16 protein-coding genes are annotated in these 21,724 nt (G+C 39.3%); 7 read left to right on the forward strand and 9 right to left on the reverse strand.

Annotated features, from left to right (window positions below; all coding sequences use genetic code 11):
• Positions 1-108: 108 nt before the first annotated feature.
• Positions 109-1,929 (forward strand): ABC transporter ATP-binding protein, encoded by a 1,821-nt coding sequence (locus J1N10_RS16735; RefSeq protein ID WP_262327881.1) that lies wholly within the window; start codon positions 109-111, stop codon positions 1,927-1,929.
• 176 nt (positions 1,930-2,105) lie between these two features.
• On the forward strand, positions 2,106-2,756 hold the full coding sequence (locus J1N10_RS16740; RefSeq protein ID WP_262327882.1) for a hypothetical protein: 651 nt from the start codon (positions 2,106-2,108) through the stop codon (positions 2,754-2,756).
• 86 nt (positions 2,757-2,842) lie between these two features.
• Here J1N10_RS16740 and J1N10_RS16745 read toward each other — a convergent pair whose 3' ends face one another.
• The 7 genes from J1N10_RS16745 to J1N10_RS16775 all read right to left on the reverse strand — a co-directional run bounded on the left by J1N10_RS16745 (position 2,843) and on the right by J1N10_RS16775 (position 15,175).
• Complete coding sequence (locus J1N10_RS16745) at positions 2,843-4,381, reverse strand: SulP family inorganic anion transporter (RefSeq protein ID WP_262327883.1); 1,539 nt, start codon at positions 4,379-4,381, stop codon at positions 2,843-2,845.
• Positions 4,382-4,616: 235 nt separating this feature from the next.
• Entirely contained in the window at positions 4,617-5,678 is a 1,062-nt protein-coding gene (locus J1N10_RS16750) for a uroporphyrinogen decarboxylase family protein (RefSeq protein ID WP_262327884.1), read from the reverse strand.
• Positions 5,679-5,909: 231 nt separating this feature from the next.
• Positions 5,910-6,653 (reverse strand): 23S rRNA (guanosine(2251)-2'-O)-methyltransferase RlmB, encoded by a 744-nt coding sequence (gene rlmB / locus J1N10_RS16755; protein WP_262327885.1) that lies wholly within the window; start codon positions 6,651-6,653, stop codon positions 5,910-5,912.
• A 43-nt stretch (positions 6,654-6,696) separates the two neighbouring features.
• Positions 6,697-8,646 (reverse strand): ABC-F family ATP-binding cassette domain-containing protein, encoded by a 1,950-nt coding sequence (locus J1N10_RS16760; RefSeq protein ID WP_262327886.1) that lies wholly within the window; start codon positions 8,644-8,646, stop codon positions 6,697-6,699.
• A gap of 80 nt (positions 8,647-8,726) precedes the next feature.
• Positions 8,727-11,096: a LysM peptidoglycan-binding domain-containing protein gene (locus J1N10_RS16765; RefSeq protein WP_262327887.1), complete on the reverse strand. Its 2,370-nt coding sequence runs from the start codon at positions 11,094-11,096 to the stop codon at positions 8,727-8,729.
• Between the two features lie 154 nt (positions 11,097-11,250).
• Complete coding sequence (locus tag J1N10_RS16770) at positions 11,251-12,723, reverse strand: arylsulfatase (RefSeq protein WP_262327888.1); 1,473 nt, start codon at positions 12,721-12,723, stop codon at positions 11,251-11,253.
• 94 nt (positions 12,724-12,817) lie between these two features.
• Positions 12,818-15,175 (reverse strand): type IA DNA topoisomerase, encoded by a 2,358-nt coding sequence (locus J1N10_RS16775; RefSeq protein WP_262327889.1) that lies wholly within the window; start codon positions 15,173-15,175, stop codon positions 12,818-12,820.
• Positions 15,176-15,475: 300 nt separating this feature from the next.
• Here J1N10_RS16775 and J1N10_RS16780 point away from each other — a divergent pair, with 300 nt between their 5' ends.
• The 5 genes from J1N10_RS16780 to J1N10_RS16800 all read left to right on the forward strand — a co-directional run bounded on the left by J1N10_RS16780 (position 15,476) and on the right by J1N10_RS16800 (position 19,605).
• Positions 15,476-15,667, forward strand: a complete 192-nt coding sequence (locus J1N10_RS16780) for a cold-shock protein (protein ID WP_212189250.1) — start codon at positions 15,476-15,478, stop codon at positions 15,665-15,667.
• Positions 15,668-15,821: 154 nt separating this feature from the next.
• Complete coding sequence (locus J1N10_RS16785; protein WP_262327890.1) at positions 15,822-17,123, forward strand: M18 family aminopeptidase; 1,302 nt, start codon at positions 15,822-15,824, stop codon at positions 17,121-17,123.
• A 359-nt stretch (positions 17,124-17,482) separates the two neighbouring features.
• Positions 17,483-18,031: a DUF4136 domain-containing protein gene (locus tag J1N10_RS16790; protein WP_262327891.1), complete on the forward strand. Its 549-nt coding sequence runs from the start codon at positions 17,483-17,485 to the stop codon at positions 18,029-18,031.
• 95 nt (positions 18,032-18,126) lie between these two features.
• Entirely contained in the window at positions 18,127-18,825 is a 699-nt protein-coding gene (locus tag J1N10_RS16795) for a YkgJ family cysteine cluster protein (RefSeq protein WP_262327892.1), read from the forward strand.
• Positions 18,826-18,846: 21 nt separating this feature from the next.
• Positions 18,847-19,605 carry a hypothetical protein gene (locus J1N10_RS16800; protein WP_262327893.1) on the forward strand — a complete coding sequence of 253 codons (759 nt, stop codon included), beginning with the start codon at positions 18,847-18,849 and terminating at the stop codon, positions 19,603-19,605.
• 9 nt (positions 19,606-19,614) lie between these two features.
• On the opposite strand, the gene J1N10_RS16805 is transcribed toward J1N10_RS16800, so the two are convergent.
• Positions 19,615-20,772, reverse strand: coding sequence for an outer membrane protein assembly factor BamB family protein (locus tag J1N10_RS16805; protein WP_262327894.1), 1,158 nt, complete (start codon positions 20,770-20,772; stop codon positions 19,615-19,617).
• A gap of 75 nt (positions 20,773-20,847) precedes the next feature.
• Positions 20,848-21,645: a class I SAM-dependent methyltransferase gene (locus tag J1N10_RS16810; RefSeq protein ID WP_262327895.1), complete on the reverse strand. Its 798-nt coding sequence runs from the start codon at positions 21,643-21,645 to the stop codon at positions 20,848-20,850.
• Positions 21,646-21,724: the final 79 nt, after the last annotated feature.

A 21,724-nucleotide genomic window follows, 5' to 3' on the forward strand; every position in this document is an offset into this window, starting at 1 on the left:
CAGTAAAAGCATACTTTTATTGCCCGTTTTGCATTTATGGCAAGAAGATTGACTTACGTGTGCGACGGTGAACAACTGTCATAATGACATTAAAGTAATAAATCAAGAATGAAAGATTTTTTTAGAGTACTGCGCATTTATCTGCCTCCTTACAAAGCCAAATTAGCATTAACGTTCATTTTTAATTTGCTAGCGGCTTTCTTTATCGTTTTTTCAATGCTCTCAATGATTCCAATGCTACAGGTTATTCTTGAAGATGATAAAGAGGTATATGACTTATTAGCATGGTCCCTAGATAAAGATGTTCTTTTCAATAACATCAACTACTACATTACATCGATTAAAAATCAATACGGACCAGGCACAACTCTTTTATACTTGGGAATATTTGGTGTGATAGCCACTCTATTGAAAACAGGCTTCACTTACTTGGCTTCCTACACAATAACTGGCATACGGAACGGCATCACACGTGATATACGTAAAGCCATATACAACAAGATGATTGAACTACCACTAGGTTTTTATAGTAACGAACGTAAAGGTGATATGATGGCACGTTCAACAGCAGATGTGCAAGAAGTAGAAGCTTCGGTTATGTCTTCATTGGACATGCTTTTGAAAAATCCAATCATCATTATTGTTGTTCTAATTTCAATGCTTTACGTTAGTTTTGAGCTAACACTTTTTGTCTTTCTAGTTCTTCCAATTGCTGGGTTTGTTATTGGAAGAATTGGCAAAAGCCTCAAAAAAACTTCGCGTGAGGGACAAACAAAACTAGGCTTCATTCTAGGAATCATTGAAGAGTCTTTGTCGGGATTGCGAATCATTAAAGCTTTTAACGCTGAAAAGCGCATGGAACATCGTTTTAACGGAGAAGTGGAAAGCTATCGTCGTACCATGAACAAGCTGCAAAGAAGACGTCATTTAGCCCATCCTACAAGCGAGTTTCTAGGAACAATCGTTTTTGTAATGATATTTTGGTACGGCGGATCACTAATTCTTAATGGTGACAACTCATTAAACATGGCTGTTTTTATGACGTACCTGGGCATGTTTTACCAGATTATCAACCCGGCTAAAGCCTTCTCCCAGGCAGCCTACAGTATCCAAAAAGGGATGGCCGCTTATGAACGTATTGAGGCCATATTAGATGCCGATCTGGACGTTAAAGAACACGACGGTTCGCAAGAAATTAAAGCCTTTACTAGTAACGTAGAATACCGTAATATTACTTTTGCCTACGAAGATATTAATGTATTGAAAGACATCAGCTTAACCATTCCTCAAGGCAAAACAGTGGCATTAGTTGGCCAGTCGGGAAGTGGTAAAACCACCTTCGTTGATCTTTTACCTCGTTTCTACGATGTACAGGGCGGTGGTATCTACATTGATGGCATTAACATCAAAGATATTAAGCTATTTGACCTACGCGAACTGATGGGCAACGTTAACCAGGAGGCTATCTTGTTTAACGATACCATATACAACAACATTACTTTTGGCGTTGAGCATGCCACAGTTGAAGAAGTGATTAATGCCGCTAAGGTGGCCAATGCACATGAGTTTATTGAAGCTTCAGAAGATGGCTATCAAACAGTGATTGGCGACCGCGGAAGCAAGTTATCTGGAGGACAGCGCCAGCGATTAAGTATTGCGCGCGCTATTTTAAAGAACCCTCCGATATTAATTTTAGATGAGGCGACTTCGGCTCTTGATACTGAATCGGAACGTTTGGTACAAGATGCCTTAGAAAACCTAATGAAGAACCGCACTTCGCTGGTTATTGCACATCGCCTTTCCACGGTTCGTAATGCCGATTTAATTTGTGTGTTTAACGAAGGACAGATTGTTGAAACCGGCACCCACGATGAGTTAATTGAAAAAGATGGTATTTATAAAAAGCTTCACTCGATGCAAATGAGCTAGAAAAACTGTAAGTTAATGGCTATTTTCATATGGCCATTAGCTTTCTGTACCTAAATAGATGCAATAACAAAATTCTGCATTTCAATACACTAACTACACCATTTACATTTTTTAACACCTTACACGTAACATTTCGGTAATAAATTACATAAACACTAACCAAAAACTTGTTGGATATGGTGTTGAAAGAATTGTTTGGGTTAATAACAGGTGTACTTATTTCTTCAGTAGTAGCCGCACAAAACACGGTTAGTCAAAAAATCAAGACGTATAACAAAATTGGCAACCTTAAGGTAGACACAAGCTTTAATAAAACCTACCTGAAAGACTTCATGGTGCCATACCAGGAATTTGCTGATTTGCACAATTGCAAGATTAAAGTCAAAAGCAAAAACATTAAAACTACCATGGCCGCGCGTCCTAATTTCCTTTCATTACTGTTAGGTAAAAATAACAGACGGTATATTATTGTAGTTAACAAGAAAGAAACCTTTGAAGGTGTTCACCTGAAAGATGTACCATCTGACGCACGCATCGGTTTATTTGCTCATGAACTAATGCATATACGCGATTATGAAAGCAGAAAAGTTACGGGCGTAATGGAACGCGGCGTCCAATATTTATCGCAAAAAGGGAAAAAACAAGTAGAGCATTATACAGATAGCCTGACGATTGCTGCAGGATTTGGTCAATACCTGTACCATTGGGCCGACTATGTTCTGCACGATTCTGATGCTTCAGACGATTACAAGCAGTACAAGTCACAAATTTACATGACACCTATTAGCATACTTACGCAAATAGAAGAGTCTCTACTCGAATATTAATTAGCCTTAGTCATCTATTAGATATAAATGTAAAATAGCCGGTGAAGCATCATTCCACCGGCTATTTTATGTCTATTCTAATTCAATTAGGCATCATAAACCACCATAAACTTACGCTTATCAGGGTCAATTGAGATATCTATTTTTGCAGTAGCTAATAAGTCTTTACATCCGGACGACAGGTTCACAAACGAAATTTCTTTAGCCAGTTCCTGGTATTTTTCGTTCAACTTTCTGATAGCCTCTATCCCACTCTGATCAACCACACGACTACTTTCAAAGTCAACAATAATCCGATCGTCATCATTTTTGGCATCAAAAATTTCAGCAAAAGCGGTAGTCGAACCAAAAAATAATGGACCATGAATATCGTAGTGCTTAATCCCATTCTCATCAGTACGACGACGAGCATGAATACCTGTAGCATGATCCCAGGCAAAAGCTAAAGCAGATAATATTACCCCAATGGCAACCGCCAATGCCAGGTTATGGAATACCACAGTCACAACCGCTACTATAATCATTATCAGGAAATCATCTTTAGGTGTCTTTTTGAAATTTTTGATACTCGACCACTCAAACGTTCCATAAGCGACCATAAACATAACACCAATCAAGGCAGCAACAGGAATTTGCTCAATAATTGGCGATAAGAACATGATAAACATTAAAAGAGTTAGTGCTGCAACTAATCCAGACAGACGACCACGAGCTCCTGAATTGATGTTAATCATACTCTGCCCAATCATAGCACAACCACCCATACTTCCGAAAACACCTGAAATACAATTAGCAATACCCTGAGCTAAACTTTCACGATTTCCACTTCCTCGTGTATCCGTACGCTCATCAATAATTGTTAACGTTAGAAGACTCTCAATCAATCCAACACCTGCCACACTCAAGGCCGGTAAGAAAATAATTTTTAAAGTAGAAATACTAAATAAGTCAGCCGGATAATCTGTAAAGATTGATGGCAAACCTCCTTGCATCGATTTTCCTTTTAACAGGTTTAACACAGTTGGTGTTTCAATGCCTGGCATAAACGACAGACCTGCAATAACCAAAATAGCAACCAAGGCAGATGGGATTGCTTTAGTAAATCGGGGAAGCACCACCATAATCACAATGGTCAAAGCCACTAAAGCAGATAGTGTAAAGAGCTTTGAACCGGTGTAATACTCAAACACACCTGACGCTTCACTACCAAACATGGGAAATTGCGCCATAAAAATGACGATCGCTAAACCATTGACAAATCCTAACATCACCGAATGTGGCACCAGTCGAATAAACTTACCCAAACGTAAGGCTCCAACAGCCATTTGTATCATTCCTCCCAAAATAATGGTTGGATACAAATAAGCTTCTCCATAGGTCTGCACCGTAGCCGCAACTACAACAGCAATAGCTCCGGTAGCTCCCGAAATCATGCCCGGTCGACCACCCAACAAAGAGGTGAAGAAGCCCATTATACATGCCGCATACAATCCTATTAGCGGATCTACTCCGGCAATAAATGAGAAGGCAATTGCTTCAGGCACTAAAGCAATAGCAACAGTTATTCCTGATAGAATTTCATTTTTAAGGTTAGACCCTTGTGTTAGTTCTTTGACGAATTTCATGTATGGTTATTTAAATTTATTACAGCACAATAAAGCATTGTAAACAATGCAGGTAATCTAAAATAAAATATGGGGATTTAACTGTTTATCAAACAGTCATAATAGGATAACGAATTAGCGGCCGCAAAGATAGAAATAATGCCACTAACACAAAAACTTTCTTTTTAAGTGAATATAAAAAAAGCCTTGTTTCACCACTCTTGAAACAAGGCCTAGTAATGCGATTATTCAATGACTAATATTTCCATTCCCTGGCAGCCTCATACATAGCTACCACATTCTTAACAGGTGTTTCCACTTTTAGTTTATGCGAAGGCCCTAATATAAAACCGCCTCCTGGTGCCATTGTGTCGAGCAGATGCTTGACACCATCTTTAACTTGCTGCTCTGTTCCTTGTCGCAACAATAGTTCTTCATCTAAAGCCCCTGAAAACGTAATGTAGTTTCCAAAGTCTTCCTTCAAGCCTCCCGGTTCCATCCCATTTGCCCGCGTTTGGATCGGATCCAAAACATCAGCTCCTAAACTTATAAATTCGGGCAACAACTTACGCACACCGCCACATGAATGCATGTAAAATTTAGCCCCTTTTTCGCGTGGAACGCGCACAAAAGACTCAATAGCCGGCTTGCAGTACTGCTCCCAAATATCGTTACTAATTGCCAAGCCTGCTTGTGAGCCAAAGTCATCAGCAATCCTGATAAAATCGACTCCTCCTTTGGCCTTGTCAAAAAACTGAGAGATAAACTCCAGATAGAACTCACTAACTTTATGGGTTAATGCTTCAAAGAATTTTGGGTGATACATAACCACATCCAAAAAGGCATCGCGCCCCAGTAAGCGTTGAATGATGCGGAATAAACCAGGTGAAGAATACCCTGGTGCAGACATCACCGCATAGTTTTTGTACTTTTCGATTTTCTTTGGTAACGAATCAAAATCGAACAAATCGGTAGTAGGCCACTCATAATCTTCCAATACTGCCGGGTCTGTTTGTCCTTCTAAAGGAAACTTAGTGGCTTCCCAAAATGAGAAATCACCGTTTTTAACTTTTGAATAACCAACTCCCCAAATATCGGTCTTTGATAGACCATTCTCCTCCACTAAACTTTTTCCTACATAATCTGGCTCAACCCAACGAAAGTCAACATCCAGAAAATCCAATAATTCATCACGATTCTGAAACCCCAGATGCTCCATCAACTTAGCACCAAATTCGGGGACGTCCCAGTAGAAAAGTGGCACTCGATCCGGTTGTTCGTGGTTCAGTGCCATCAGGACTCTTTCCTTGTGAATCATAAGCGTTGCTTTTGATTAAAAAATTTGATTTTTCTCATCGCAAAACTTGTCGAATTTAGAAAAGATATGATAAAAATCAAATTTTTCAGGATGAAAGGCCTGTTTTACCTGATTAAAAACCAGCAAATATTTTGTCTATTTCCTTGTGTTTACAGGTATTTGAAGCTACAAACACTGGAAATGTTAAATTTTCACTTAAGTTTACATTAAACTTACAAAATGATTAAATTCCTAGCGTACTTTTACAATTTCGTACATTAAAATACCTGCAGCTACCGATACATTAAGAGACTCTATCTCACCTAAAATCGGTATCTTACTTTTAATCTCTGCAGCAGCCAATATTTTAGGATTCACGCCTCTATCTTCAGCTCCCATTACCAAAGCGATTGGCCCTCGATAATTGGCTTTGTCATAGTCGATAGCTCCTTTTTCTGTCGCAGCAACCACTTTTAATCCGCTACCCTGCAAAAACTCAACTGTTGAAATAAGACTGCGAACACGACAAACCGGAATCGTATGCAAGGCTCCCGCCGATGTTTTTATGGCATCGGAAGTAACCGCGGCGGCACCGGTATCCGGGATAATTATCGCATCTACACCAGCACATTCAGCTGTGCGGGCAATGGCGCCAAAGTTTCGCACATCAGTAATATGGTCTAACACCAAAACAAAAGGATCTTTCCCTTCATCAAACAACATCGGAATTACTTGCTCCACATCCTGATAAGCCACTGGAGAAATCATAGCAATAACACCCTGGTGATTTTGCCTCGTCACCCGATTCAGTTTTTCAATTGGCACAAATTGAAACGGCACATTATGCTCACGAACAAGATCTAAGAAACTCTGAAAAAGCGTTCCCTGAAGGCCTTTTTTTATCATTACCTTTTCAATCTCTTTACCTGCTGCAATCGCCTCCTGTACAGCGCGAATGCCGAATATCATCTGTTGCTCTTTCTCTTGCTTTGGCATAACTCTTAGTTGAATTGTTAATTATCTTTATCAGTGATAACTTCTAATCTAATTTAGCTTTTTGTTGTTGGAGTTCTTCTAAAGTCTCCTGCGCTTCCTCCCAGGCAATCATCTCTGTTTCGAGCGCCGTTTCTGTTTCTTTATATTCTGTAAACAAGCAGGTGTCAGAAGCATTCTCAGGCAAACTAATCTTTGCATTTAATTCTTCAATTTTCTCTTCAAGTTGCGCAATATTTACCTCACTTTGCTCCACCTGTCGCTCAGCCTTTTTTATTTTCTTGTTCAGCTCTTTTCGTTCTTCAAATGACAATTTCCCTTTTGAACTTTCTTGTTTTGACGATTCATTTTTTTGAGAAGCAATTGAAGCATTTAGCTCATTCAAGCTTTCCATCTTCTTTTTCTCCAAAAAGTCGTATATACCTCCTAAATGCTCCTTAATCTTTTTATGACGAAACTCGTAAACCTTATCAACCAATCCATCCAGAAATTCACGATCGTGCGAAACCAGAATTACAGTTCCATCAAAATCGCGTAAAGCTTGCTTGAGAATATCCTTAGATCGCATATCCAAATGGTTGGTTGGCTCATCGAGGATAAGCAGATTAACCGGCTCCAATAACAACTTCACCATGGCCAATCGGGTGCGCTCACCACCAGATAAGACAGAAACTTTTTTATCCACCTCTTCACCCGAAAACATAAAAGCTCCTAATAAATCGCGCACTTTTGTGCGGATATCACCAACTGCTACCAAGTCAATTGTTTCAAAAACAGAATGACTTTCATCCAGTCGTTCTGCCTGATCCTGGGCAAAATAGCCAATCTTAACGTTGTGTCCCATGGTTAGCTTACCCTGGTGCGCCAACTCGCTCATAATGATACGTGCCATGGTGGTTTTTCCTTCACCATTACGACCTACAAAGGCTACTTTCTCACCGCGTTCAATGGTTAAATCCACCTCATTCAGCACCAATAAGTCACCGTATGACTTGCTTACTTCTTCACCCTTCACCACAACAGCCCCTGACCTCGGCGCCGGCGGAAACTTAATGTTTAAGGCTGAATTATCAAACTCATCAACTTCGATACGCTCCAGCTTTTCAAGTTGCTTGATACGGCTCTGTACCTGTACTGCTTTTGTTGCTTTATACCTGAATCGCTCAATAAACTTTTCGGTATCTTCAATCTTCTTCTGCTGATTCGTATAAGCATTCAGCTGCTGCTCACGCCTTTCTTTACGCAATTCAATAAACTTTGAATAGCTTGCTTTATAATCATAAATACGACCTAACGAAATTTCAATACTACGTTTGGTAATATTATCAAGAAATGCTTTATCGTGCGAAATAAGCACTACCGCCCCACTATATGTCTTTAAGAAATCTTCAAGCCACTGAATAGAGTCGATATCCAAATGGTTCGTCGGCTCATCGAGCAGGAAAATATCAGGTTGTTCCAATAAAATTTTAGCCAACTCAATGCGCATGCGCCAACCGCCACTAAACTCGCCGGTGTTTCGTCCGAAATCACTTCGCTCAAAGCCTAAGCCTTTCAATGTGGTTTCAATCAAAGCCTCGTGATTACTGCCGCCTAAGAGGTTAAATCGCTCGGTATGCTCATTTAACTTATCAAGCAATGTCATATACGATTCCGACTCGTAATCAGTTCGTTCTGCTATTTCCGAATTTATATCTGCTATTTTATTCTCAAGGCCTTTCAATTCGGCAAAGGCTAACTCCACCTCTTCAACAACAGTGCGTGTATCGTCATACTTCATATGTTGGGGCAGATAGCCAATCTTAACTCCTTTAGGCATGCTTACCGTTCCGGATGTTGGTTCCTGATGACCTGAAATTATTTTTAGCAACGTTGACTTACCAGCACCGTTCTTACCAATCAAGCCAATGCGATCCTTTGTATTGATTAAAAATGACACCTCTTCAAAAAGCTTGAAGCCTCCGAAATCAACTGTTAACTGATTAATTGAAACCATTCATTAAAATTTGTGCAAAGATAGCATAAAAAAGCTGACAGCGTTTGCTATCAGCTTCCTATCATTTGATGATACGGATACTATTGTACCTCTTCAATTTCTAATTTAAAATCAGGACTAAATTTCAACACAAACAAGCCATGATTATAGAATCCACCCCAGTTTGAGACACGCAAGAAATTCAACTTTGACTGTATGGTATGCGGCTGGTGATGCTGGATGCAATATGGAAAATCAGGGCCAAAATCGCGTAAAGCTGTGATAAAATAATAAGTCACATCATGGCCCCATAAACTATAACGACTCATGTTTGATTGCACAGAAGCCGTCTGAAAAAATGGCGAAATGGCTATTGGTTCAGTCTTAAACCAATGGCGATAGGCTTTGATGCGCTCGTCATTTATCTCATCATTATAATCGACGGCATAATAGCTAAAAATACGTCCGTTTAGTTTATGAATATCCTCTGGATTAATGGTATTGTACTTCATCCAGTCAGGCAAGCCCCATAATGTCACATTGGCTTTAGTTTTATCAGCAGCCCCTTTAACGGTAGTGACAATGCGGTTAACCTGCGCCTCTTCCATCGATGGAATCAACACTGTATTTTCTTTGTTTTTATCAAACATGCGCTCCAAACTGGCCAAATCATCCTGCTTGAATTTATACTCAACAAAATCAGGCACTTCCCCATTCTTGAAACTTTCCCAATAGACCTTATCACGAATCAATTGGCTTAGTCCCTGTTCAAATTCATTGTCCTCATTTTCAGTTCGTATCATTACCAACCGATTTCCACGAGAACTCTGAATAATCCGACGTGCCATAATATCAAACATCAAAGTATCTGATGGATTCGCTTGAAATAGCAGCGGGTTATTATCCATCTGACGATTCACTGTTGACAAAGGAAATACCATTGGAATATCGTGCTTTTTCGAAAACTCCGATACATATTTAAGATTAGAAGAATAGGCGGGCCCAATAATCAAGTCGATGTATTCCATTTCAGGTTTACTCAAAATTGTCTTCACCTTAGTGCTATCCGGTGATGTGTCGTATACAAATAAATCAACATTAACACCTTCTTTCTTAAGCTTGTCCAATGCCAAAAGCGTTCCCTGATAAAACTCTACAAATACTTTCGATCGTATCGATAATCGACGTTTAGCCTTTTCTACCTCAATAATTTCACCATCTACTACTTCATTCTTGTAGTTCATTTTGCGGGTAGCCTCAACATTAAAAGGCAATAATAAAGCAACTTTTAGTGTCGGTTTTGTAAGGCTATAATCATAGGTATCACACTCTTTTTTATCAAAAGGCAAAATTGAAGCCGGGTCAACTTTCGGTTCATCCAATTGTACCTGAAACTCTGATTCATAATATTGTTCAACCCACTTCTTAGTCGGCACTTTAATAATCATGCCCTTCTCCCACTTAGTCAGGTCAATACCTGCAGCCGCATTTACTTTTTCTATAATATCCGATGGGATATCATACTTTTCGACGACATCGTATAAATGTTCGCGCTTTCTAATCTTATGATCTCTTAAAACAGCATCTTCAAACGCGTTAGGCTCTTTCGACTTTTTGATGCTCGACTTAGGAATGCGCAGAATATAGCCAATCGGTAAATCATTCGCATGAATGGATTTATTAGCTACTTCCACTTCATGATGCTTGGCATTATAACTATCGGCAATACTATACAATGTTTCACCACTTTTGATTTTATGATAGAGGTAGAGTGCATCTTCAGTTCCATCGAGGTTTTCTACCGGAGCAGGCGCACGTTCTTCTACTACATCTACAGGTATTCGAATGTAAGAACCGGCAGTTAACACGCCAGACTCAAGCCCTTCGTTATATTTTAAAATATCACTTATCTCTAATCGGAACTTTTTAGCAATGCCATATAAGGTTTCTTTCGGTTCTACCTTATGCACATAGTAGCCATCTTCAGAAACGGTATAATTAACATGCCGGACTTCTTTCTTGGGAACTTTTATCATGGCTCCAACCAACAACTGCTGATCACTTCCCGGATTATTATCATAGATATCCTGCAAATCGACACGATAACGCTTAGCAATATAATAAGCAGTCTGTCCCTTTTCGACTGTATGATAAATAAACTCTTCAGAATTAAGCTGCGCTTCGGTACTATTTCGTCCTTTTATAACAGGTACTTTTATGAGTTGATCAAGCTTAAGCCCATAAGCGGCAGATGGATTAACCTCCAGGATTTCTTTTTGAGAAACACCATAAGAGACACTAATACGATATAGCCCTTCTCCTTTTCGTACTTTATGCAAATAGTACTCTTTCCCATCGATAATCGTTTTTTCAGTCCCCCCAGGTATAGATTCCTGGGCGTTCACTTCAATACTCATGGAAGTGAAAAAATAAACGAATAGACTTATCAGGGCGATTGCAAAATGCTTCATATGTTTCATTAGTCAGATTGATACAATCATCTCATTCAATTTATTTTACCTAATATTTTTAAGGTAACTAACAAGATGAAAGCTCAAAAATAAAAAAAGCGGTGATACCAAACAAAGTAACACCGCAATTAATATTCCTTTTAAGTCTGTCGGACTACTTTGGGTAATTCGGGCTAACTAAAATATTTTGGTCAAACACATTCAGTTTCCCCTTTTTCACATACGGCTCGCCTCTTTCTTTCAAATGATCAAGCATTCGTCTTCGCCATATTTTCAGCACCTTTTTGTAATCTGAATTATCCACTAAGTTTAGTTCTTCACCTTTATCACTTGTTAAATCGAACAATTGCTCATCTCCTGTCCGAAAGAACCAAACATACTTTACCTTACCGTCGGTTAATGCGCACCAGTAGTTATGTTTATCGTAGGTAGTAGCATGCTCGAGGTCAATATACTCACGCCAACCATTATCTCCCCTCACAATATCCATCAAACTCTTCCCATCCATCTCTTTCACTTCTGAAATATCAGCCACATCCAACATCGTAGGCAAAATATCACGCAGTTCAACAGGGTGCTCCAGCTCTGAATTTACACTGACACTGGCCGTTTCTGAAGCCGGCCATTTTAAAACAAAAGGAACATGTGTAGAGCCTTCGTAAGAATAGGTTTTACGCCAATGATTATGATCGCCCATCATGTCGCCATGATCAGACACAAAGATAATCAGAGCATTGTCATACATACCCTTTTCTTTCAGATACGTTATAAAACGGCCAATCTGCTCATCTATAAAAGTTATAGCAGCATAATAATGGCGTCGGGAATTAAGCGCATGTTCCACTCCATAATCACCAAAAGCTGCGTCTTTATCTTCAGGATAATTAGCAAAACCTCCGGCCCAATCGCCCATATAAGGTTTTGGAATATCAGCACCGTCATACATATCCAAAAAGCGCTTTGGTGGATCATATGGACTATGCGGACGCGCAAAACTCACCTTCATAAACAACGGTTTATCCTCATCATAATCCGACACAAAATCAATGGCCGTTTGAGCTGTCCAATAGGTAGGATGAAGGTTCTCGGCCAAAACATAGGTTCCGGCACGATGCTCATTCCATCCAATACCAGTTGCATCAGGATTTAACTGGGGAGCCTGCGTTCTAAACCAACTTCGATAATCACTTTCAAAACCGTCCGATTCCACTCGCCCACTCTCATCTAAAATGGTTTGATGAAAACCATGCAGATTACGCTGTGGATGCCAATGCATTTTACCAATGCCAATGGTGTAATATCCATTGTCGCGTAACATCTGTGGCATCTCGTACTTGTATTTCTCAGCAACTTTGTAATAGCCCAACATACCGTGATTCCAGGGCGACATGCCTGTTAACAAACCGGCACGTGCGGGCGTACAACTGGGCACCGACGAATAGCCGTTAGAAAACCACACGCCATCTTCGGCCAGTTTATCCAGATTAGGCGTAATAATAGTTGAATTCTCTTTCCCAATACAATCACCTCTCTGCTGATCGGTCATTATAAGAAAAATATGCGGCTTATCCTGTGCAGAAACACTGACACAAATCATCGCCAGCAATATAAAAAACACCTTCTTCATAAAAGTTTAATTTGATTAGACTATACAAAGATGCAGTAAGTTGTTATCTGCTGACAGATATGAATGTTCAAAAGAGAGTAAATAAATGGAATTCCTATTCAACAGCCAATTGTCCGGCATCATTTATCACAATACGAGCATTGATTGCCTCATTATTTTCAGGATTGACCAAACCTTTGATAACAGGCGTTTTTTGTTTTAACACCAAAGCCTCCACCTGTTTCTCCGTTAGCTTTTTACCCATAAATTCAAAAGGAATGCGCAGACGACAACCATTTTTAAAATTATTGCACCCATAAGCGGCTTTTCCTTTTACAACGGTGCCTTTTTTACAAATCGGACAAACCCAAACGGCAGCATCCGCTTTTTCAAGTAATAATTTAAACTCAGCATCGAACTTTACCACACCATCCACCTTGCCATCACCTTCAACAAATCCTTTTATTTTACCTGTCTGTCCTTTTATAATGAGCTGTTCAATTTGTTTATCGCTTAACTTCTTCGCCATAAACTCAAAAGGAATAAGTGTTTTACAACCGTCTTTATATTTTGAGCAGCCCCAGGCCGTTTTCCCTTTCAGCATTACTCCATCCTTACATCTTGGGCAGATTAGCTCTTTAGATGCTGATGCTTTCTTTTCTTTAGTAGCACTCTTCTTTTTTTCCTCTTCGCTAACTATCTCAATCTTTTTATCGCTCCGATCCTGCTTGACATTAAAAACTATGTCGGACACCATTTGCTTTAGCTCGTTCATAAACTCACCGGCATCGTACTGCCCTTTCTCTATTTCGCGCAGTTTCTTCTCCCACACACCGGTAAGTTCTGCTGACTTTAGCAACTCATTTTTTATCGTATCAATCAACTGGATACCAGTCACTGTCGGATGCAGGTTTTTACGAACTTTGGTAATGTATTTCCGCCGTGTGATGGTTTCAATAATAGCAGCTCGTGTTGAAGGGCGACCTATACCATTTTCCTTCATCGCATCGCGCAACTCATCATCGTCCACCTGCTTACCTGCCGTTTCCATGGCTCGCAATAAAGTAGCCTCGGTATAAGGCTTGGGTGGCTGTGTCTCTTTTTCAATCAATAATGGTTCGTGTGGTCCTTTTTCACCAACAGTAAATTCAGGCATAATATCGTCCTGCTTCTTTTCTGCCTCTTTACCATCCATAAAGACAATACGCCAACCCGGTTCCAGCAACTGCTTACCGGTTGCCTTAAACTCTACACCATTCACATCTCCCAAAACCTGCGTATTCGAAATAGTAGCATCGGGATAAAAAGCGGCAATAAACCGACGTGCCACTAATTCATACACCAGCTTTTCATCACGGCTCATATTATTGGCATACACGCCTGTCGGAATAATAGCATGGTGATCCGTGACTTTTTTATCGTCAAATACCTTTTTCGATTTTTTAAGCTTGGCTTTCAATAAGGTTTCAGTCAGATGCTGATGATCTTTCATACCTTTTAATATACCTGATACTTTTGGATAGATATCGTCACTCAAAAAAGTGGTATCCACACGTGGGTAAGTCGTCAGTTTCTTCTCGTAAAGCGACTGTATTGTTTTCAGCGTTTCCTCGGCTGAAAAACCAAACTTTTTATTGCATTCAACCTGTAAAGAAGTCAAATCAAATAAACGAGGTGGCGCTTCTTTCCCTTTTTTCTTCGAGAAATCTTTCACCTCAAACTCTGTCGCTTTAATGGTTTCGAGGTAAGCGTCTCCTTCTTCCTTTTGGGTAAAACGTCCTTTGGTAGCTGAGAAAACCACGTCACGGTACTTGGTTTTCAACTCCCAAAAAGGTTCAGGTTTAAAGTTATCAATGGCTTTTTGTCGCTCTACAATCAAAGCCAAGGTTGGTGTTTGCACACGACCAATCGATAAAACCTGTCCTTGCTGACCATACTTTAAGGTATAAAGCCGAGTGGCATTAATACCCAATAACCAATCGCCAATAGCGCGTGAACTACCTGCTGCATATAAGTTGTTAAACTCATCATTGGAGCGTAATTTTTCAAAACCTTCACGAATGGCTTCTTCAGTCAGTGATGAAATCCATAAACGTTTTATGGGGCATTTAGTACCTGCTTTATGCAATACCCAACGCTGAATCAGCTCTCCCTCCTGCCCGGCATCACCACAGTTAACCACTTCATCTGCATTTTGCACCAGCTTTTCAATGGTTTTAAACTGTTTCTCTATACCTGAATCACTGATAAGCTTGATACCAAAGCGCGAAGGGATCATCGGCAGCCAGCCCAAGCTCCAACGTTTCCATTCAGATAGATATTCATGTGGTTCTTTTAGGGTGCAGAGATGACCAAAGGTCCAGGTCACCTGATAATTATTGCCTTCGTAATAACCATCACACCTTGATTTTGCACCGACAATCTGCGCAATTTCATTGGCTACACTTGGTTTCTCAGCAATACATACTATCATCGATGTCCTTTCTTTGTTGTGGGAATTTAAAGCGAATATACTATTTCCTAAAAAAAATCCCTTGGAGCCAAAGGAATGAGTTATCAACAAATAAAAATAATTCATTGACAACCAAGCAAAAGAATTTTAATAAAACATTATTATTCTATGCGTTTTTGGGTCTTTTTTAATAAATTGTGTTTTTTTAATTTAAATACTTGGTAAAAGAGGAACATATGTAAAAAATGTTCCTACATTTGTTACCGAACAATTATTTACAAGAGGCTCCTTAATACAAAAACGCCTCACAATTTTTTTTAAATGAATAAAGGTACAGTAAAGTTCTTTAATGATTCAAAAGGATACGGATTCATTAAAGACGAAGAAAGCAACAAAGAGTACTTTGTGCACGTAACAGGTCTTATTGACGAAATCAAAGAAAACGACGAAGTTACTTACGAGCTTCAAGAAGGCCGTAAGGGTTTAAACGCGGTAAATGTAAAACTAGCATAGATTAGGTTTTGTATTTAATGAGATTATTAAAAGCTGTTTCGGATGAAACAGCTTTTTTTGTTTATCACCTGCTCCAACAAATGACCTTTCTCATCTTATCCGAAGCTTAAAATTTCTATATTGCCACTTTTGAGACAAATAAAATCATACAATAATGGCAAAAGAAATTAAACTGGCAGAGGAATTAATCGACTTTATCCACCAAAGTCCTACCGCTTTTCATGTGGTTGAAAACACCGCGCAGGAACTGGAAGCAAACGGGTATAAATATCTGGACATTGCCTCACCATGGAACATTGATAAAGGTGGAAAATACTACACTACCAAAAGTAGCTCCGCTTTATTTGCTTTTCAGATTGGTACTGATGAGCCAGAAAATGGCGGTTTAAAATTGATCAGCGCTCACAGCGATTCGCCTGGTTTTAAAATTAAACCACAACCAGAGATGTTGGTTGACAACAAATATCTGAAATTAAACACTGAAGTGTATGGTGGCCCTATCTTAATGAGCTGGCTCGATCGTCCATTATCATTAGCTGGTCGTGTTTTGCTTAAAGGAGAAGATGCCTTAAATCCTAAACACACATTGGTTGATTTCAGAAAACCGCTATTAATTATTCCAAGTGTGGCTATTCACCTTAACCGCAGTGTTAACGATGGCATTGAGCTGAACAAGCAGGTTGACATGTTACCCTTAATGACCATTGTGAAGGATACGCTTGAAAAGGAAAATTACTTACTAAAACTTATAGCAGAACAATTAAACGTTAACACAGACGACATTCTTGACTTCGATTTATTTGTATATGAATTCGAGAAGGGTTGTTTAGTTGGCCCTAATCAGGAGTTTATTTCATCGCCTAAACTAGATGATTTAGCTATGGTGCATGCCGGCTTAAAAGCCCTATTGGCAAGCAATAATTCAGCATCAACCAATATTCTTTGTGTGTTTGATAACGAAGAAGTAGGCAGTGTTACCAAGCAGGGAGCAGGATCGCCAGTATTGCGCAACATTATTGAGCGCATTATGGAGAAACTGGGTAAATCACAAGAAGATTACCAACGTTCCATCTACAAATCATTTATGATTTCGGCTGACATGGCTCACTCAGTTCATCCAAATCATCCTGAAAAACACGATCCGGTTCTTCATCCGGTAATGAATGCTGGTCCTGTTATTAAAATCCACGCTAACCAGAAGTATACGACTGATGGTGAAAGCGGTGCCATCTTCGAATCCATCTGCAAACAAGCCGATGTGCCGGTTCAAAAATTCGTTAATCGTTCCGATATGGTTGGCGGCTCTACACTAGGTAATGTTTCAACTGGTAAAATTGATATCCGCACCGTTGACATTGGTAACCCGATGTTGGGTATGCACTCAGTACGTGAGCTTGGAGGCACAAATGATCACACATATGTAATGAAAGCATTCGCGACCTTCTACAACATGTAGATAACTGAATACATAAACGCTTACAACTCTAGCAAAGAGCAAAAAGTATAACGCCAAGTACACAAAGATGAATCACGCACGTTCTTATCTCTTTGTGCTCTTGGCGTTTTAACATAATAGACTTCTTAACTTAGAGAGAAACACCTTATTTATGAACAATCGTCTTTTTTTGCTTAAAAGTATTACTTTTAGCAATACTTATTTTTTGGAGAGGTAAGAATAGTGAAAACGAAAATTAAATTAAACCAAAAACTCAAACAAATGAAACGAGCATATTAATTTAATCACCAGACTTTACGAAGAGGTAATTAAATTTATTTGTGAGTTCCATTTGGCCGTTAAACTTAAAACACAATCAAATGAAATTAAAGAACTTACTATTCATAACATTAATCATCGGTTCCCTCAGTGCCTGTAAAACCACTGAGGTTTATTCTGATTTTGACCCCAATGCAAAATTTGACAGTTATACCAACTTTATGGTACTGGAGCATATGAAGTCAATGCCGATTAAAGATAATGCTAAACAATGGCTGCACAGTGCTATTAAGCAGCAAATGACGCAAAGAGGATATAACGAAACAAAAAGTCCTGATTTGCTAGTCAAAGTGATGATTAAAACACAAACTAAAGAAACAACATCACTACAGCGCAATGATAACTTTTACTGGGGAAGTACTTATTATCCATATGGATGGGGAATAAATACTGGCGTTAGCAAAGTTAACTACGATACTCATACCGAAGGAACCATTATCATTGACATTATCGATCGAAAGAAAAAGGAATTGATTTGGCAAGGCAGGGCCAGTGGTGCCGCTAAAAATGGCAAAAAGCTAACGGAAGAATCTGTTAATAAAATAATCAATAAATTATTTAGCACATACCCTTTGGCACCAATTAAATAACCCATAGGCAACATATTAAAAGGGTGATTAGCATTTTTGCTGGTCACCCTTTTGCTTTGAATAATTATTACTTTTGTAATAAGTAAATTATCACAATGAACAAATCAGAACTTTCAGATACAGATAAAGCCTTTTTTCAGGATGGCTTACACTTGGCAGATACCATTATTGACTCATTAGAAGAAAAGAAGCTGTGGCAAGCCACACGGCAAGAACAAGATGCCATGGAAGGCCTTATTGATGCACTGTCAGAAGAAGCAAAAAAACACAATGTGACAATTGATTGCCGGAAGGGCTGCAATTGGTGTTGCCACCAGCCCATCTACGGTGTAGCACACGAATTCCATTATCTGTGGCAGTTCATTCAGCTCAATATGAGCGAAGAAGAACAGAAGGAAGTACTTCAAAAGGCCTTTGACAACTACCAGAAACGCGGCCGCTTGTCGCAGGAAGAACTGGAGAGAAGTAAACTACCTTGTCCATTATTAAACAATGGAGCTTGCAGCGCTTATGTCGCCCGCCCCATGGCCTGCCGTATTTACCTGTCGATGTCGGAAGAAAGTTGTAAGAATTATCACGACCACCCGGAAGATGAAAAAAATTATCCGGCCCTACTGGAGTTTCCTCTTCGTGCCGGTCAGATGATGAATGAAGGGTTTACCGAAGGCTTGAAAAAACAAAGCATTACTAATAATGAATTTCTGATGGAAGAAGGCTTGCTGGTGGCACATAACAACGGCGAATCTATTGATAAAGATAAACTAAATACACATCCACTTTTTAAACCTTTATAACCCAATTAACCTACCAAACCCATGAACCAATACAGTACCAAAGAAGAACGCAGAAAATTTCAACTGCGCACAATCATTATATCATCATTACTGGTTTTAAATGTGCTGGGCATCTACCTCTATTATTACGTCTTGGTATTTAATGCCATTGCTCCGGGTAAAGTATATGGCGAAAGCACTTTTAATGGTGGTCGTTACGAAATATACACGCTTAAATATTATTATCAATACAATGGTATCACCTACTTTGACAAAATAGATTATGTGATGGGCCAGGATTTAGAGTTAGGCGATTCGATTCATTTCCGTGTATTTAGACCTTATCCTGCCAAACACATTGTGGATAAAGTGTTACGTGATGAATCAAAAGCACACCGCTACGATTGTGAAGATGGTTTTATCATCCGCTACAACGAGGAAGTTAACCAACACAGCGATTACCTGCCAAAGGATACAAAAACACATACTACAGCCAGAAATAAACGACTGATACTTTCGTCTGAAACACCGCAGGATATCAAAATAAAAGTCAGTCAGGCCATAGATAATATCCGCTTTAACCAAGGCTCTCTAATTGATTATTACATGCTAAAAGCAACAGGCCATTCATTATACATCTACTCCATCTATCATTATATGAATGATTTTTCGACAGATGCCATGCCGGCCAAAATTTTATATCAAGAGCTGAAACAATTAATGCCAGATAAAGATATCTATGTTTCAACTCTTGAATTAGACAACGCTAAAAAAGAGTACATGCTGGATACCCAGTGGTAATCTTCTATTTTATGGAAGTTCTAAACTATAAAAACGCCCATTGGCATCACCAACATAAAGGCAGTTGCCATCAATAATGGGTGCTGATAAGAACGCGCCTAACTTCAAAATCTTTTCTTCAACTGTTTTTGCATCGGCACCATACAGCTCAATACCATCAGCAAAAGCAGTTTCTGACTTAAACAAATCAGCGTAACCAGCTTTGCTTGCTGCTGTTTGAAACTCAAACTCGGTTGCTCCATTTTTGGAATTAACACCATAGACCTTGCCATTAAAGCACCCGAAATAAATGCGCTCCTTGTCAACAATAGCCCTTGAATACACACGCATATTCAATTGCTTTCTCCAATTTATTGTTCCAGCATCGGCATTAAAACAACAAAAACTATGTGTATCCGATGTTCCAAAGAACAAGGCATTGTCATGCGCCACAGGTGAAGCTATTATCCAACTCCCCGGCTCCTTATAATTCCAATGACCCTTGCCCGTTTCAATATCTAAAGCATAAATATTAAAATCGCGTGAACCAAAAATCACTTTATCCTTATAAATACATGCAGCCCTTTGAATCTCACCTTTTGGAAAGTAAGCATCGCCCACTGTTTTGAAACGCCAGGTTAATTGCCCACTAACTTTGTCAATCGCATAAAAGTAACCATCGAAACTACCAACCAGCACTTTATCCTGATGAATAAGCGGCGATGCATGTACTACTCCGCCTGTTTTGAAACGCCAAAGTAGCTGACCTGTCTGTGCTTTGAAAGCATATACATAACCATCTCCACACCCAATGTAAACACAGCTGTCCTCAAGCACTGGCGATGATAAGTAATAGTCCCATAGGTCGACCTGCACTTCCTGACTCATTTGGTATTTCCATTGCAGACGGCCATGACGTTTATTATATGCCGACAATTGTCCTGAAGCATCATAAACAATAACTAAATCGCCATATATAGCAGGCTTTGATTTAATGGCTCCTTTCAGTTTTACATTCCATATTTCCTCACCTGAATATTTGTCAATGGCATATAGGTGTCCGGCAGTATCGCCAAAATAAACAGAATTCATTGATATTACGGGAGACGCATAAATACCCGCTTGGGCTTTAAACTCCCATGATTGGGCTGCCACTCCGGCAGCTATAATCGATGTCAACAATAACATTAAGTAAATTTTTAATTGCATATAAAAGGCTTTCTTAGTTGATAATAAAAAGACAGTTACACTGCCTTTTTACCCTTATTCATCACAGGTGTTTTCAGCAATCAATGTTTCGAGGTATGGCTGAACACCAAACTCGCGTTGAAGCACATTGTATTCCTTATCAATATCCAGCTGACGCCTCAACTCAGTCCTACGCGCCCTAATCATGGTATTTTTCTCGGTGTAGCGCGATGAAACAAAGTCGAAAATACCGACTTTATAACCACACTGCTCAAGCAACAATGCCCGCATTGAATCCGAAACCATCATAATGGCTTTATCGCGAAAAGCTTTGTGCCTGAAGATCGCCTTCAAACGCTCCGACTTCATTGATAAAGAATGCTGACAACACGAAACCGACAAGATCACTTTCGCTTTGCTACGTAGACCTAAATAGATGCTTTTATCGGTGGCCGTATCACATGCATGCAACGAATACACCACATCAACCTTTTCATTGGCGGTATAGGCATCAATGTCAGCAGCATGAAAATGCATCCCGCTAAAGTTTAGTCGTTGAGCAAGCTCTTGATTCACTTTCATCAAACGCTCGTTGGTATCAATACAATGAATTCGCACCGGCCGTTTTTCTATATTCGCATAAAAGAAATAAACCAAATAGCTAAGGTAGCAGTTACCTGCCCCACTATCGATTAAAACCAAAGGTCGTTTCTTTGATGTTTTACGTAATTCAGAATGAATCACTTCCAAATAGGCAATAATCTGCTCTATTTTAACTTCATTATCCTTGGAGATATAAGCATTACGCGACTGTAATTTTATAACCTGAAATAAGTCGTATAATTCTTCTCTATTAATTTTATTTATAAGCATTTCGTGTACAATAAATAGATGAACACGAGACAAATTGTCGTCACCAGCGCACAAAAAACGATATTATAAAAATGGAAAT

This window comes from Carboxylicivirga litoralis, assembly GCF_025499605.1.
Taxonomy (GTDB): Bacteria; Bacteroidota; Bacteroidia; order Bacteroidales; family Marinilabiliaceae; genus Carboxylicivirga; species Carboxylicivirga litoralis.